The organism is Actinophytocola sp., assembly GCF_035634895.1.
In the GTDB taxonomy this organism is placed as follows: domain Bacteria; phylum Actinomycetota; class Actinomycetes; order Mycobacteriales; family Pseudonocardiaceae; genus Actinophytocola.
On the sequence record NZ_DASQCC010000027.1, the window covers coordinates 1 to 14,787 of the forward strand.

The 14,787-nt window shown below is 71.2% G+C and carries 14 protein-coding genes and 1 pseudogene; all 15 read right to left on the reverse strand.

The window, feature by feature from the left end; translation table 11 throughout:
• Positions 1-390: pseudogene (locus VET29_RS04245) on the reverse strand (hypothetical protein); the annotation flags it as partial.
• A complete protein-coding gene (locus tag VET29_RS04250; protein ID WP_324914893.1) occupies positions 390-1,130 on the reverse strand; it encodes a glycosyltransferase in 741 nt (246 codons plus the stop codon). The gene VET29_RS04250 and the pseudogene VET29_RS04245, both read right to left, overlap by 1 nt.
• A gap of 366 nt (positions 1,131-1,496) precedes the next feature.
• Positions 1,497-2,390 carry an SDR family NAD(P)-dependent oxidoreductase gene (locus VET29_RS04255; RefSeq protein ID WP_324914895.1) on the reverse strand — a complete coding sequence of 298 codons (894 nt, stop codon included), beginning with the start codon at positions 2,388-2,390 and terminating at the stop codon, positions 1,497-1,499.
• Between the two features lie 14 nt (positions 2,391-2,404).
• The gene (locus tag VET29_RS04260) at positions 2,405-3,934 is read right to left on the reverse strand and encodes an ABC transporter substrate-binding protein (RefSeq protein ID WP_324914897.1); all 1,530 of its coding nucleotides are present in this window, start codon (positions 3,932-3,934) and stop codon (positions 2,405-2,407) included.
• Positions 3,931-4,998, reverse strand: coding sequence for an oligopeptide/dipeptide ABC transporter ATP-binding protein (locus VET29_RS04265; protein ID WP_324914899.1), 1,068 nt, complete (start codon positions 4,996-4,998; stop codon positions 3,931-3,933). The genes VET29_RS04260 and VET29_RS04265 overlap by 4 nt, the downstream gene beginning before the upstream one ends.
• Positions 4,991-6,022 (reverse strand): ABC transporter ATP-binding protein, encoded by a 1,032-nt coding sequence (locus tag VET29_RS04270; protein WP_324915031.1) that lies wholly within the window; start codon positions 6,020-6,022, stop codon positions 4,991-4,993. Before VET29_RS04270 ends, VET29_RS04265 begins: the two co-directional genes overlap by 8 nt.
• Positions 6,023-6,027: 5 nt before the next feature.
• On the reverse strand, positions 6,028-6,915 hold the full coding sequence (locus VET29_RS04275) for an ABC transporter permease (RefSeq protein WP_324914901.1): 888 nt from the start codon (positions 6,913-6,915) through the stop codon (positions 6,028-6,030).
• Positions 6,912-7,859, reverse strand: coding sequence for an ABC transporter permease (locus tag VET29_RS04280; RefSeq protein WP_324914903.1), 948 nt, complete (start codon positions 7,857-7,859; stop codon positions 6,912-6,914). Before VET29_RS04280 ends, VET29_RS04275 begins: the two co-directional genes overlap by 4 nt.
• Positions 7,860-8,074: 215 nt before the next feature.
• Positions 8,075-8,770, reverse strand: a complete 696-nt coding sequence (locus VET29_RS04285; RefSeq protein WP_324914905.1) for an IclR family transcriptional regulator — start codon at positions 8,768-8,770, stop codon at positions 8,075-8,077.
• Between the two features lie 39 nt (positions 8,771-8,809).
• Positions 8,810-10,288: an FAD-dependent oxidoreductase gene (locus VET29_RS04290; RefSeq protein ID WP_324914907.1), complete on the reverse strand. Its 1,479-nt coding sequence runs from the start codon at positions 10,286-10,288 to the stop codon at positions 8,810-8,812.
• A 3-nt stretch (positions 10,289-10,291) separates the two neighbouring features.
• Entirely contained in the window at positions 10,292-11,170 is an 879-nt protein-coding gene (locus VET29_RS04295) for an amidohydrolase family protein (RefSeq protein ID WP_414636445.1), read from the reverse strand.
• Positions 11,167-11,568, reverse strand: coding sequence for a MaoC/PaaZ C-terminal domain-containing protein (locus tag VET29_RS04300; protein ID WP_324914909.1), 402 nt, complete (start codon positions 11,566-11,568; stop codon positions 11,167-11,169). The genes VET29_RS04295 and VET29_RS04300 overlap by 4 nt, the downstream gene beginning before the upstream one ends.
• The gene (locus VET29_RS04305; RefSeq protein WP_324914911.1) at positions 11,565-11,963 is read right to left on the reverse strand and encodes an FAS1-like dehydratase domain-containing protein; all 399 of its coding nucleotides are present in this window, start codon (positions 11,961-11,963) and stop codon (positions 11,565-11,567) included. Before VET29_RS04305 ends, VET29_RS04300 begins: the two co-directional genes overlap by 4 nt.
• Complete coding sequence (locus VET29_RS04310) at positions 11,960-13,561, reverse strand: AMP-binding protein (RefSeq protein ID WP_324914914.1); 1,602 nt, start codon at positions 13,559-13,561, stop codon at positions 11,960-11,962. Before VET29_RS04310 ends, VET29_RS04305 begins: the two co-directional genes overlap by 4 nt.
• 76 nt (positions 13,562-13,637) lie before the next feature.
• Positions 13,638-14,783 (reverse strand): acyl-CoA dehydrogenase family protein, encoded by a 1,146-nt coding sequence (locus VET29_RS04315; protein ID WP_324914916.1) that lies wholly within the window; start codon positions 14,781-14,783, stop codon positions 13,638-13,640.
• Positions 14,784-14,787 lie beyond the last annotated feature (4 nt).

Consider the following 14,787-nt stretch of genomic DNA (forward strand, 5'->3'; position numbering starts at 1 on the left):
CGTCGCGTCGCCTCGCGCGGACAACCGCCTGGCCACCCGCGGGATCCGGTGCGCGACCCGCACCACCGGCGCCCGCCGCCCCAGCAGCGTCGCCAGGGGAGGGGCCGTCTCGCCGAGCGCGTCGACGATGGCGTCGAACCGGCCGCCGGCCAGCCACCGGTAGATCCCGCCCGGTCCACGGACCCGCCGCACCTCGATGCCGTCGACCAGCGCGTTGGCCGCCGAGGCAGGCGTCCCGGTGCAGAGCCACGTCACCCGGGTGCCCCAGGCCACCCAGCGCAGTGCGATCTGGTGCAGGTAGTACTCGGCCTCGCCGGCGAGCGGGTGCGCGGTGTCGCGCTGGCTGACGACCACCACCCGCCGCCCCGCGAGCGCCTCTCCCCTGGACATCAGTGCTGGTACAGCTGGAGGAGGGCCGCGAACGCGGGGAGGCCGTCACGAACCGGCCGGAAGGTCGAGCCGAGGTCGTTGGTCCACGCGACCGGCACCTCGACGATCCGCCCGCCGTCCCGCTGGATCTGCCGAAGCAGCTCGACGTCGAACGCGAAACCGTTGACCCAGCAGCCGGACAGCGCGCGTTGTGCGGCGGCACGCTCGAAGAACTTGAACCCGCACTGGGTGTCGTGGACGTCATGGACGAGCTGCCGTGCCAGCACACGGAAGGCGGTGCCACCGACCCTGCGGCCGAGCGACTGCGGGTGCACGAGCCGTGCACCCGGCGCGTGCCGCGAGGCGATCACGGCCGCCGCGCCGGTCGCCAGCTCCGCCATGACCGGGCCGAGGGTGCCGACCGGTGTGGAGAGGTCCGCGTCGGCGAAACCGACGAACCGGGAGGTGCTGCTGAGCACTCCGCGCCGCACGGCGGCGCCTTTTCCCGGCCGCGAACAACCGATCACGACGACGTCGACGGAATGGCGGGTGACCGCGTCCGCGAGCGCCACCGTGTTGTCCGTACTGCCGTTGTCGACCACGACGACCCGGGAACGCCATTCCTGTTCCTCGAGGAAGTCGACCAGGGCGCGAAGGGTCGCCGGCAGGCGTTTCGCCTCGTTGAACGCGGGTACGACCAGTTCGAGGTCCAGCGGCGTGCGTGGCCGCGCGCCGTGATCAGTCTTGGTGGATGTGTGCACGACGAACTCCCCGTGGTAAGGATGTCGATTCCTGAAGGCACGCCGAATACGGCCGGTTGTTTAATCGTGAAACGCAACCGGAAACTGATATGAAGGTAGCAGGAAGCAACCCATGTTTCAGTCATGCTGATCAGTGCGGGGAATGCGACTATCAGACCAATAGGAATTCGCGATGGCGCCATCGCGAAGGGTGTTCGCCCTCGCCGCTGAACGACCGGCGGGCTTGGCCCGACGCGAACGAACTCGGCGCTTCCCCCGGCCGTGGCCAGGGAAAGCGCCGAGTTCGTACCGGCTCGGCCGGCATCTCCGGTTCGTGGTGCGTACGCACCGGTCGATGCGGCTACCGTCTCATTTCGTGCTTCTGTCTCATTTCCTGCGTCTGTGGTGCTGAAGGTGTTGCGTGTACTCGGCGAAGTCGGCCGCCAGCTGCTCGGGGGTCCAGCCGCCGTCGCGGTGGGTGACGAACGACTCGGTCGGGTGTGCCCAGATCGCGAACCGGTCGCCGCCGAAGCTGAAGTACTGGCCGGTGACGGCGGCCGACTCCGGAGAGCTGAGGTAGACGATGATCGGGGCCACGTCCTCGACCGTGCCGGTGCCCTCGTGGCGCAGGTCGGCCGGGACCGGCTCACCGGCCTCCACCTTCGCCACGATCTCGGTCAGCGCCGGGATGGTCGCCGACATTCTCGTCAGCGCCTTCGGGATGACGGCGTTCACCGTGACGTCGATCTTCGCCAGCTCCACCGACCAGACCCGGACCAGGGCGATGATCGCGGCCTTCGACGCCGCGTACGCGGTCTGGCCGAACCCGCCGAGCTGACCGGCCGGTGACCCGATGAGGATCAGCCGGCCACCCTCGCCCTGCTCACGGAACCGGCGCGCCGCGGCCCGGCCGCAGGTGATGGTGCCACGCACGTGGCTGTCCAGCACGAGATCCAGTTCCTCGTCGGTCACCTTCAGCAGGGTCCGGTCGCGCAGGGCGCCCGCGTTGGTGCACATGACGTCCAGCCGGCCGAACTCCTTCACCGCCCGGTCGACGAGCGCGTCCGCCGCCGCGGCGGTGCCGACCGCGCACACCTCCGCGACGGCGGAGCCGCCCGCCGCGGTGATGGCGTCGACCACCTCCGCCGCGGCGTCGGCGTCCAGGTCGTTGACCACGACGCCGGCCCCGGACCGGGCGAGGGCCTCGGCGTACGCGCGGCCGAGCCCACGTCCGGATCCGGTGACGACCGCGACCCTGCCGGTCAGGTCGATCTTCTGCATCCTGGTCCTTCCGGTCAGCCGCTGATCTTCACGGAGGCGAAGTCGTAGTCGCCGAACTTCGGCACCTGGAACCCCGTGACGCCCTGGCGGAAGGCACCCACCCACAGGACGCCGCAGACGGGGATCATCGGCGGGCCGGCGTCGAACACGTCGCCGACGATCTCCCGCATGGGGCCCTGCCGCTCCTTCTCGTCACTGCTGGCGCGGGCCTTCGCGAGCTGGTCCGTCACCCCGGCCACGGTGAAACCGCCCGCGTTGTAGCTGCCGCCCGGCACGTAGAAGTCGGCGACGAACTGGCTCGGGTCGGGTCGTCCCACCTGCAGCAGCGACGTGGCCGCGGCGAAGTTGCCGGTCCTGCGGTTCTGGAGGATCTGGCTGAACTCCAGCGTGCGCACCGACGCGGTGATGCCGACCTCCTTGAGCTGTGCCTGGAGCACCTGGCTCAGGTTCTCGTAGGTCGTGTTGGGGCCGTTGACGAGCTCGAACGAGAAGCCGTTCGGCAGCCCGGCCTGCTTGAGCAGGTCCTTCGCCTTCGCAACGTCGTGGTACTTCGCGACGTCGTTCAGCTTGGGGTCGTTCGGCCAGAACCCCTCGGCGAACGGCTGCACGGTCGGCGCGCACCCGCCGTCGAACAGGCTGTCGCTGATGGCCTTGCGGTCGACGGCGTACATCAATGCCTTGCGCACCAACGGGTTGCCGAACTCCGAGGCCTTGGTGTTCAGCAGGACCCCCATGATCTGGCTGTTCGGGCCCTGCACGATCGAGAGGCCGTTCGCCTCGGCCTCCTTCTTCTGCCCCGCCGAGATGGTCGTCCCGTCCATCTCGCCGGACACCACCGAGCGCAGCCGCGTCGGCTCGTCGGAGAAGACGGTCATCTCGATCCCGCCGATGGTCGTCTTCTTGGCGTCCCAGTACTTGTCGAACTTGGCGAACGTGATCTTTCCCTGCTGCAGCCCGGTCAGCGTGAACGCCCCGGTGCCCACGGGCTTCGTGGCCAGGTCGGGGCTGTCGAGCGCCTTGGGCGCGACGACGATGCCCGCCTCACCGGCGAGGACGTTCAGCATGTACCCGGACGGCTGGGAGAAGTCGATCTTGACGGAGTACTTGCCGACCGCCTGCACGGCCGCGACGGTCTTGAGCGACCCCGCCTGCGCGCCGGACTTCTTGAGCGCGTTCATCGACGTGACGACCGCGGCCGAGTCGAAGGCCTCGCCGTCGTGGAAGGTGACCCCTTCGCGAAGGGTCAGCGTGAGCGACTTCTGGTCGTCGGAGAACGTCCACTTCGTCGCGAGCCCCGGCTCGAACTTGCCGGCCGGCGTGCGCCCGATCAGGCTTTCGTAGACCACGTCGAGGAAGACCGGGTCCAGCGGGGACGCGAGCCGTGGGTCGAACGAGGTCGGCATGGCCGGCACGCCGTACTTGAAGACGGCGTTCGGGTCGTAGGCGCTGTCGGCGGTCTCGGCCGACCCACCGCCGCCGCAACCGGCGAGCGCCAGCACGGCGGCGCCTAACAGCGCGACGATCCGGAGGGGACGTTGTCTCATTGGTGACCTCCACTGGCATGGCTCGTCGCGGGTGGCGTGCCGCCGACGAGAGGGAACTGGGCTTGCGGCGGCATGGGTTCCGCCGGTTCGTGGCGTAGGCAGGCGACCCGGCGGGTCGGCCCGATCTGGAGCAGGGGCGGGTCCTGGGTGGCGCAGCTGTCCATCGCGACCGGGCAGCGGCTACGGAAGTTGCACCCGACGGGCGGGGCTGCCGGGTCGGGCAGGTCGCCCTGCAGAACCGTGCGCTGCCGGGTCCGCTGCAGGTCCGGGTTCGGCACCGGCACCGCCGAGAGCAGTGCCTTCGTGTAGGGGTGCAGGGGCGACTCGGCGATCTCGGCCGCCGTGCCCTCCTCGACGATCCGGCCGAAGTACATGACCGCGATCCGGTGCGACAGGTGGCGGACGGTAGCGAAGTCGTGCGAGACCAGCACCACCGCCTGGCCGCTGTCGGCCTGGATGTCCATCAGCAGGTTCAGGATCTCCGACCGCGTCGACAGGTCCAGCGCCGACGTCGGCTCGTCGGCGATCAACACGCTGGGGGACAAGGCGAGCGCCCGCGCGATGCACACCCGCTGCCGCTGCCCGCCGGACAGCTCGTCCGGGCGCCGGAACGCGAACTCACGGTCGAGCGCGACCCGTTCGAGCAGCGGGCCGGCGTGCGCGGCCAGCTCCCCGCGCGAGATCCGGCCGTGCACCAGCAACGGCTCCGCGACCGCGTGCCCGACGGTCTTGGTGGGGTCCAACGCGCCGTACGGGTCCTGGAAGATGTACTGGAGCCCCTGCCGGACGGCCTTGAGCGCCTTGCCGCGGGCCCGCGTGACGTCGACGCCCCGCACCTCCACGGTGCCCTCGTCGGGCTCCTGGAGGCGGGAGATCAGCTGCCCGACCGTGGTCTTGCCGGAGCCGGACTCGCCGACGATCCCGAGCGTCGTTCCCGAGTGGACGGTCAGGTCCACGCCGTCGACCGCCCGCACCGACCGAAGTGGACGGCCGAACAGGTTGCGGGTCAACGGGAAGCTCTTCACCAGCCCGCTGGCCCGGACGACCACGTCCTCCTCATCCACGAGGCACCCCCGAAAGCGTCACGGCGCCGTCGGCCACGCGGCAACACCTCGTGCGGTGCCCACCATCCAATTCGGACTCCCCCTGGGGGAGTGCGCACGGCTCGGGCAGCGCGTGCCCGCAGCGGGGTTGGAACCGGCAGCCGTCGGGGAACCGGCCGGCGGGCGGGACGCGGCCGGGGATGACCGGCAGCCGGGTCCTCGGCTCCTCCGCCGACGGCACCGAACCCAGCAACGCGCTGGAGTACGGGTGTTTGGGCTCGTAGAACAACCCGTCGACCGACGTCCGCTCGACCACGTGTCCCGCGTACATCACCACGACGTCGTCGCAGAAGTCGGCGACCACCCCGAGGTCGTGGGTCACCAGCATGACCGCGAGGTCGAGGTCGCGCCGCAGGTCGGCCAGCAGCGCGAGGATCTCGGCCTGGATCGTCACGTCCAGCGCGGTCGTCGGCTCGTCGGCGATGACGAGCTTCGGGTCGCACGCGATCGCCGCGGCGATCATGACCCGCTGCTGCATGCCGCCGGACAGCTCGTGCGGGTAGGACCGGATCCGCTCCCGGGCGTTCGGGATCCCGACGCGGTCGAGCAGTTCCACTGCTCGACGCGACGCGGTCGACCGGCGCTCCCCGAGGTGGATCCTTCGCGCCTCGGCGATCTGGTCGCCGACGGTCATGGTCGGGTTGAGGCTGCTCATGGGCTCCTGGAACACGATCCCGACCGGGCCGCCCCGCACGCGGCGCAGCTCACGCTCGGAGCAGTGCAGCAGGTCCACCCCGTCGAACTCGACCGAGCCGGCACGCACCGGCAGGTTGGGTGGCAGCAGCCCCAGGACGGCCATCGAGGTGAGGCTCTTCCCGCACCCGGACTCGCCGATCAACGCGAGCGAACCCTTCTGGTGCAGGTCGAAGCTGACGTCCTCGACGAGCCCGCGCTGGCCAGGGTCGCCGGACAGGTCGATGGTCAGGCCCTTGACCGACAGCAACGGTGTCCCGAGTTCGCTGTTCTTCTCGACGCTGCTTGTCATCGCGGTCACGCCCGCCTCCTGATGCCGACCGCGTCGCGGATCGCGTCGCCGATCGTGTTGAACGACAGCACGGTCAGCACCATCGCCACCCCGGGTGGCACGACCGCGAACGGCGCCTTGAACTGGCTGCCGTAGGCCGCCTTGAGCATCGAGCCCCAGCTCGCGTCCGGCGGCTGGACACCGAGCCCGAGGAAGGAGAGGCTCGCCTCGACCAGCAGCGCGACGCCCATCAGGATGGTCACCTGCACCAGCACCGGCGCGGCGATGTTGGGCAGCACGTGGACCGCCAGGATCCGCCGGCGCGACGACCCGATGGCGACGGCCGAGCGCACGAAGGTCTCCTCGGCGACCGACACGGCCGCGCCCCGGACGACACGGAACATGGTCGGCGTGAAGATGATGCCGACCGCGATCATGGTGGTGACGAGACCGGGCCCCAGGACCGATACGATCGCGAGCGCGCCGACGAGTGCCGGCAGGGCGAGCACGGTGTCGGCCAGCCGGCCGGCGATCGCGTCGACCCACCCGCCGCTGATCGCCGCCAGCATGCCCAGCGGCAGCCCGATCAGCACCGCGATGCCGACCGAGATCAACGGGGCGAGGATCGTTATCCTGGCGGCCTCGATCATCCTGCTGGCCACGTCCCGGCCGAAGTCGTCCGTGCCGAACAGGTGCGTCCAGCTCGGCCCGGCGAACGGGTTGGCCAGATCCTGCGCGCCCGGGTCGTGCGGCGAGATCAGCGGGCCGAGGACCGCGAGCAGCACGAGCAGCCCCACGAAGCACACCGAGACCGCACTGGCGGGCCTACGCATCACCGCGCGAACCACCTCGCCACGCCGGGGATTGCGGGTCACGGCCACCTCTGGGCTGGCCGTTGCCGTCTCGATACTCATGACGCGCGCACCTTCGGGTTGATCCAGCCGTAGGCGAGGTCCACGACGAGGTTGACGACCACCACGACGACCGCGCAGAACAGCACGTACCCCTGGATGACGGGGTAGTCGCGGTGGAGGACGGAGTTGACGGCCAGCGTGCCGAGCCCACTGATCCCGACGACCGCCTCGACCACGATCGTCCCGCCGAGCAGGCGGGAGGTCTGCAGGCCCAGCACCGTCACCACCGGGATCGCCGCGTTGCGCAGGACGTGCCGGCGGACCAGCCGGACCGTGCCCGTCCCACGCGACCGCGCGGTCCTGATGTAGGGCCTGGTGAGCACATCGGCGACGGAGCCGCGGGTGTGCCGGGCCAGCTCGGCGGCCGTGGCGAGGCCGAGCGCGATCGCCGGGATGATGATGTGCGACAGCCAGATCCCGAAGCCCCGCTCCAGGGGCACGTAGGTCGTGGCGGGCAGCCACTTCAGCGAGAGTGAGAACACCGACACCAGCAGCATCGCGACCCAGAAGCTCGGCATGGCGATCCCGAGGGTCGCGACCGTCGAGATCGTCCGGTCGAGCCAGCCGCCCTGCCGCAGACCCGCCAGGACCCCCGCGCCGACCCCGATGACCACCGCCAGCACGATCGCGGTCAGCGTGAGCGCCAGGGTGGGCGGCGCCGCGTCGACGATGGTCGAGGTGACCGGGCGGTGGGTGAACAGCGAGCTGCCGAGGTCCCCGCGGAGCACGCCGCCCAGCCACGAGAAGTACTGCTCGACCACCGGCCGGTTCAGCCCCAGCTGCTCGCGGATCCGGTTGACGTCCTCGACGGAGGCGTTCTCGCCCGCGACGACCTCGGCCGGGTCGCCGGGGATCAGCCGAACCATGAGGAAGGTGAGCAGTGAGACCAGCCAGAGGACGAGTAGTCCGCCGCCGAGCCGGCGGAGGGCCATCCGTGCGGTCATTGTCGTCTCCGTCCGACGCTGGGCGGTAGAGACACAGCCGATGAGCTGCGTGGTCGGTGGTGGTGCGCGAAGGTCACGCGGGCGGTTGCGCCCCGGCTACTGTCCGATAATGGGACAGTCTTTTCATATTGTGACAAGTATTCTGCATGTCGGTGGCCTGGAGGTCAACGTCCGTCCTGGCGGGAACGGGCGCGCCGGACGCGTGGCACGCACGGTCAGATGTCCCCGTCGGCGATCTGCCCCGCCGCTTCCGTCAACCGCTTCGCCACGTGCTCGACGTCGACCTCGACCATCGAGATGATGCCGATGGCCGCGTCGAGCGAGTTCCCCTCGCCGTCGAACAGCGGCACGGCCACCCCGACCGCTCCGGCCGTGAGCCTGCCGCGGGAGACCGCGTACCCGATCTCCCGGGCCTCCAGGACGGCGGGCGGGTCGGCGGCGTCCGGCTTGCGTGCCATCAGGACCGCCAGGCCGCTGGCGCCCTGGTCGAGTGGGTGGCGGGCGCCGCTGTGCTGGGACAGGTGGTACACCGACGCGGGCGGCTCCACCACGGCGAGTGCCACCGCGTCGTCGCCGTCGGCCACGACGCACTGCGCGGTCGCGCCGAACTCGTGGGCCAGCTTGCGCAGGTGCGGTGCGGTCGCCCGGCGCAGCTCGTGGCTGACCTGCCGGGTCAGCTGGATGACGCCGAGACCGAGCCGGTAGCGGCCCGCGCCGCCGTCGGCCACGAACCGGTGGGCACGCAGGGTGGCCAGCAGCCGGTAGACCGCCTGCCGGTGCACCCCGAGGGCGGTCGCCAGCTCCGCGACCGTCATGTCGCGGTCCTCGACGGCGAGCAGCTCCAACAGCCGCAGCCCACGGTCGAGGGTCAGGGAACCGCTCTGGGCGGGACCATCACCGTCACTGGTCATGTCTGGCACCTTCCGAACCCTATCCACGCGTTGGACATCTCACCGCAACCCGGTCCGGTTGGCCGCCACGGCGGCCCCCGCGATCCGGCCGAAGGCCATGCACTCGGCGAGGCTGGCGCCGCCCGCCGGGTAGAGCAGGCCGTGCAGCGAGCCGAGCTCGCCCGCCGAGTACAGGTTGGCGACCGGCCCGCCACGTGCCGCGAGCACCCGCGCGTGTTCGTCGCGCCGGGGGCCGCCCACGGTGTGCGAACCGCCTGGCCACAGCGGGATCGCGTAGAACCGCGCGCCGGTGAGCGGGGTGAGCGTGGCCGGGTCGCGGCCGAAGTCGTCGTCCCGGCCCCGCGCGCACAGGTCGTTGTAGCGCTCGACCGTCGCGGACAGCGTGTCGGGATCGAGGTCGCAGGCGGCCGCGAGCTCGCGGATCGTGGTGCCACAGCTGATCCACCCCTTGTCCAGTTCGGTGCTGTTGTCGGCGCTCCACGTGTAGTCCCGCACCGGGCCCGCCGGGCCGGCGTAGGTCGTCACGAGTGGCGCCTTGCTGAAGCGGGCATCGTCGAAGATCCACCAGGTGGGGACCCTCGGGTGGGTCAGCGTCCGCCCGTCCAGCGCGGTCAGTTCGAGGTTCGCGGCGTGCTGGCGGCCGGGCTCGGCGAGGAAGCGCCGGGCCGAGCCGTCCACGAAGATCGCGCCGGGGTTGTCGGCGGTGGGCCCGAACCGGTTGGACCCCCACAGGTCGATGCCGGTGCCGCCGCCGTACCCGGCGCCGGGGAAGCGTGCGACGAAGTGCCCCGGCCACGTGTTCATGTGCCACAGCTCCGCGCCGACGTCCTGGGCCAGCCGGATCCCGTCGCCGGTGTTGTCCTGGCTGCCGTAGAAGTGTGCCGGGGTGACGGGGAGGTACTGCCGCTTGAGCGACTCGTCGCCCTCGAAGCCGCCGGTCGCGAGCACGACACCGCGCCGAACGCCGAGGTCGCCCTGCCGCGTCCGGACGCCGGTGACGTCGCCGTCCGGCCCGGTCAGCAGTGCCGTGGCGGCGGTGTCGTACCGGACCTCGATGCCGCGGTCGGCGACCAGTGACCGCAGGAGGCCGTGCAGCGGACAGCCCGGGTAGTCCGAGGTGGGTTGTGCCTTGTAGACGGTGACCGACTTGTGGTCGGGCAGGAAGTCGTGCTCGCCGTGCAGGTCCAGCACGGCGTACTCGCCGCCGTGCTCGGTGAGCCAGGCCGGGTTGGCGGCGGTCTGCTCGGCCCAGACGCGGATCAGCGCGGGGCTGACCTCCTCGCCGTTGACCGCGTACAGGGACTCGAGGTAGCGGCAGGCGCCGTCGACGTCGTTCGGGACCAGGAAGAAACCGGCCGCGTACCGGCTGTTCGGCCGGTGGGTGTCCTCGGGCTGCTTCTCCAGCACGACGACGCGGGCGCCCGCGTCGTGCGCGGTCATCGCCGCGACCGCGCCCGCGTTGCCGAGTCCCAGCACCGCCACGTCGGCCGTCTCGTCGAACTCGTCGGTGAAGTACATCGCTCAGCCCAGCCCGAACAGGCGCGCGGCGTTGTCCTTGAGGATCTTCGGCCGGACCTCGTCGCGGAAGCCGGCCTTGGCGAAGTCCGCCAGCCACCGTTCCGGGGTGATCATCGGGAAGTCCGAGCCGAACAGGACCTTGTCGCGCAGCAACGTGTTGGCGTACTGGACGAGCTGCGGCGGGAAGTACTTCGGCGACCAGCCGGACAGGTCGATGTGGACGTTCGGCTTGTGCATGGCCACCGAGAGCGCCTCGTCCTGCCAGGGGAACGACGGGTGCGCGAGGATGATCTTCAGGTCGGGGTGGTCGGCCGCCACGTCGTCGACGGCCAGGGGGTTGGAGTACTTCAGCCGCAGACCGCCGCCCCCGGGCCGGCCGGCACCCGCGCCGGTCTGTCCGGTGTGGAACAGGGCGACCATCCCGTGTTCGGCCAGGACCTCGTAGAGCGGGTAGGCCATCCGGTCGTCGGGGAAGAAACCCTGGGAGGTCGGGTGGAACTTGAACCCGCGCACGCCGTACTCGGTGATCAGGCGCCGCGCCTGCCGTACGCCGGCGGCGCCGCGGTGCGGGTCGACGCTGGCGAAGGGGATGAGCACGTCGCTGTGCTCGGCGGCCTGCTCGGCGATCTCCTCGTTGGACGGGTGGGGCTCGTTCCCGGTCAGGTGCACGGAGTCGACGGTGAACGTCACCGCGGCCATGTTCCGGGACCGGTAGTAGTCGGCGAGCATCGGGACCGTGAACCGGGTGACCTCGCCGGCCTTGAAGTACTTCGCCATGGCGGTGAAGCCCTCGCCGCCGGTCTCCTCCGGACCGTCGGCCACGGAGAGCTGCACATGGGTGTGCACGTCGATGGCCGCCAGACCGGCGACGTCGATGGTCACGGGACCACCACCGTGGCCGAGCCGCTCAACACCGTGACGGCACCGTCCTTGCTGGTGGCCTCGACCGAGACCGTCGCGTGCCGCTCACCGCCGACGTCGGTGATCTCCTCGACCCTGGCGGTCACCGAGATGGTGTCACCCGGCCAGGTGGGCGCCTGGAAGCGGGCCCGGTACCTGCGGACCCGCGCGGTGCCGACCCAGTCGGTGAGCACCTGGCCGACCATGCCCATGACGAGCATCCCGTGCGACATCACCGTCGGGTTGCCGGCCACCCGCGTGGCGAAGGGCTCGTCGGTGTGCAGCGGGTTGAAGTCTCCGGACGCCCCCGCGTACATGGCGATCTGGGTCCGTTTGAGGTCGGACACGACAACCTGGGACCGCTCGTCGCCCACCTTCATCGCTTCACCACCGTCACGGTCGTGGACCGGGCCACGAGTTCCCCCTCGGCGTCGAGGAAGTCGGTGTGCCGCTCGGTGAAGTCCAGCGCACCCGAACGGCCCTCCTTGGTCCACGTCCGGCCCGGTCGCTTGTGGACGGTCAGCGTCTCACCGACCCGCAACGGCCGGAAGTACTCGAACTCCTGCTCCGCGTGCAGCCCGCCGCCGCCCTTCTTCACGCCGGGCTCGGCCCCCGAGCCGTGCCACGGCTGCCCGGGGCGCATCACCAGCGGCCAGTCCGGGTCGAAATGGGCGTAGGCGATGGGAAACGTGAGGGGAACCCCGCCATCCGGCGCCGCCCCGAGTGCCCGCGCGAACGCCCGCACGTGCCCCTCCTCGATGGGAAAGGTACTCATCGGGCGGCCTCCTGGGCGGCGATCTCCCGTGCCAGCGAGCGGTTGAGCTTGCCGGCGGGCGTGCGTGGGATCGTGTCGGTGCGGACCAGTCGTCTGGGGTGCTTGTACCGGGCGAGCTGCCCGTCGAGGTGAGCGGTCAGCTCGTCGTCGGTGATGCCCGACAGCGCGCCGGCCGGCGCGACCATCGCCGTCACCGTCGCACCCCACCGCGGGTCCGGTGTCCCGAACACGACGGCGTCGGTGATCGCCGGGTGTGCCAGCAACGCCTGCTCGACCTCCTCGGGGAAGACCTTCTCCCCGCCGGTGTTGATGACGCCGTCACCGCGGCCGAGCAGCACCAGCTTGCCGTCGGCGTCGAGCGACGCCAGGTCACCGGGGACGGCGTAGCGCACCCCGTCGATGACCCGCCAGGTGCGCGCGGTCCGTTCCGGGTCCTTGAGATAGCCGACGGGCTGCGGTCCGGAGCTGGCCAGCACGCCGACCTGGCCACTGCCCGGCCGCACGTCCTGGTCGTCCTCGTCGAGCACCCGGGCCACCGAGGCCAGCGCGAACCGGCCGTCCGCCAGGTCCGCTGCGGTGCGTGCCTCCGCGACGCCGAACGGGCCGCCCTCGGACGCGGAGATCTGGTCCACCAACGTCATCGAGCCCCGCTCCAGCAGCGCACGTTTCACGTCGACGCTCCAGATGACGCCGGAGCTGTTCATCCTGGCGAGACTGGAGATGTCATAGGGCCGTCCCGACCGCTCGGCCTCGGCGAGTGCGGCGACCAACGGCCGGCCGAACGCGTCCCCGACGATGACCATGTCGGTGATCCGGTGGTCCTGGACGGCCTGCCAGACCTCGTGCCCGTCCAGTGACCGGGAGGTGGCGAAGCAGACGGTGCCGCCGCCGAGGAGGGTCCGCACGGCGTGGAAGAACCCGGTGCCGTGCATGAGCGGTGACATCGGCAGCACGACCGGGGTCACGTCCCGCTCCGCCAGCGCGGCGACCGCGGCGCGAACCTCGGCCGGCGTCGCCGGCGCCGGCAGGCCGCGCTGCCGGAACACCGAGCAGAGGATGCCGAGCAACCCGTCCCGGTCCCAGATCACGCCCTTCGGCCGGCCGGTGGTGCCGCCGGTGAGCAGGATGATCCCGTGCGGGGAATCCGCACCGGACAGGACTCTCGCGGGGCCGGTCGTGGCGGCCTCGTCGTAGGAGCCCGCCGTGGCCGGACCGACCCCCAGTACGGCCTTGAGCCCGGGAAGCTCGCCGGTGACGTTCGCCAACCGGTCGGCGAGGGCGTCGTCGTGGACGACCGCGACCGCGTCCGTGTACTCCAGGACGTAACGCAGCTCCGGCTCCCGGTACCGGTAGTTGATGTTGACCGGGACCGCGCCGAGCACGAACGCGGCGAGCACGGTCTCCAGGTACTCCGGGCTGTTGTGCAACCCGACGGCCACGACGTCCCCCTGCCCGACCCCGCGCGCCGCGAGCGTCCCGGCCACCCGGCTCGCCCGGACGTGCAGCTCGGCGTGGCTGATCCGCCGGTCGCCCTGGACGACCGCGGCCCGCGTGCCCGCGACCTCGCCCGCGGCGCGCAGTGCCGCGGCGACGCTCATCCGCGTCGACGGCGGGATACCGGGCGTCGGGATACCGGGCGACGAGGTACCAGGCGAGGTACCGGTCGACGGGGTGCTAGGCAACGTGTCCTCCGATTCGGGTGTGTCCGCGCAGCAGGTCGCGGGAGATGATGAGTCGCTGCACCTCGTCGGTGCCCTCGAAGATCCGCATGGCTCGCACCGCGCGGTACCACCACTCGAGCGGCAGGTCCTTCGTGTACCCCATGCCGCCGTGGATCTGGAGCGCCCGGTCCACGACCCGGCCGACCATCCCGGTGCAGTACAGCTTGGCCATCGCGGTCGAGTGCCGCGCGTCGGCGCCCCGGTCGGCGTCCCACGCGGCCCGCAGGGCGAGCCAGCGCCCGGCCTCCAGCTCGGTCTCCGAGTCCGCGATCATCCACTGGATCGCCTGGTTGCTTCCGATCGCGCGGCCGAACGTCCTGCGGAGGCCGGCGTAGTCGACGGCCATCCGCAGGCACCGCGTCGCGATGCCCACGCACTGCGCGGCGATGGCGTGCCGGCCGGCGCCGACCCAGCGCATGGCCAGCTCGAAGCCCTTGTCCACCTCGCCGAGCACCGCGGTCGCGGGGACCCGGACCTCGTCGAGGAACAGCGTCGCCGGTTCGTGCCAGCTGCCCATGGTCGCGATCGGGGTGGACGTCCACCCCGCGGTCCGGTCCACCAGGAACGCGGTGATCCCACGCGTGTCCCGGTCGGTCACGGCGAAGACGATCGCGTAGTCGGCGTCGTTCCCGTTGGTGATGAACGTCTTCTGACCGTTGATCAGCCAGTCGTCGCCGGCGCGCCGCGCGGTCGTCGCGATGGCCGAGGCGTCGGAGCCCGCGCCGGGCTCGGTGAGTGCGAAGCAGCCGAGCCGCTCGCCCTCGATGGTCGGCACCAGGTACTCGGCCCGTTGCTCGGCGTTGGCGTGGAACAGGATGTTGTCCGCCGTGCCGCCGAACCGGAACGGGACGCACGTGGTCGCGAGTTCGGTGTGGACGATCGACCGTGTGATGGCGGGCAGGTCCATCCCGCCGTACTCCTCGGGCGTGGCGAGTCCCCAGAAGCCGAAGGCGCGGGCCTTGTCCTGCAGCTCACGCAGCTCGTCGCGGGGCAGGCCGTGCCGCAGGAACCCCGCCTCCCGGGGGAGAAGCTCGGCGGCGACGAACCTCCGGACCGTGCCCCGGATGGCGAGCTGTTCGTCGTTGAGCGCGAAGTCCACTCCT

Bases quoted from the DNA above. Each gene is read 5' to 3' on its own strand.
- VET29_RS04255 (WP_324914895.1), bottom strand. From the start codon at position 2,390: ATGCAGAAGATCGACCTGACCGGCAGGGTCGCGGTCGTCACCGGATCC.
- VET29_RS04260 (WP_324914897.1), bottom strand. From the start codon at position 3,934: ATGAGACAACGTCCCCTCCGGATCGTCGCGCTGTTAGGCGCCGCCGTG.
- VET29_RS04270 (WP_324915031.1), bottom strand. From the start codon at position 6,022: ATGACAAGCAGCGTCGAGAAGAACAGCGAACTCGGGACACCGTTGCTG.
- VET29_RS04275 (WP_324914901.1), bottom strand. From the start codon at position 6,915: ATGAGTATCGAGACGGCAACGGCCAGCCCAGAGGTGGCCGTGACCCGC.
- VET29_RS04280 (WP_324914903.1), bottom strand. From the start codon at position 7,859: ATGACCGCACGGATGGCCCTCCGCCGGCTCGGCGGCGGACTACTCGTC.
- VET29_RS04285 (WP_324914905.1), bottom strand. From the start codon at position 8,770: ATGACCAGTGACGGTGATGGTCCCGCCCAGAGCGGTTCCCTGACCCTC.
- VET29_RS04290 (WP_324914907.1), bottom strand. From the start codon at position 10,288: ATGTACTTCACCGACGAGTTCGACGAGACGGCCGACGTGGCGGTGCTG.
- VET29_RS04300 (WP_324914909.1), bottom strand. From the start codon at position 11,568: ATGAAGGTGGGCGACGAGCGGTCCCAGGTTGTCGTGTCCGACCTCAAA.
- VET29_RS04305 (WP_324914911.1), bottom strand. From the start codon at position 11,963: ATGAGTACCTTTCCCATCGAGGAGGGGCACGTGCGGGCGTTCGCGCGG.
- VET29_RS04310 (WP_324914914.1), bottom strand. From the start codon at position 13,561: ATGAGCGTCGCCGCGGCACTGCGCGCCGCGGGCGAGGTCGCGGGCACG.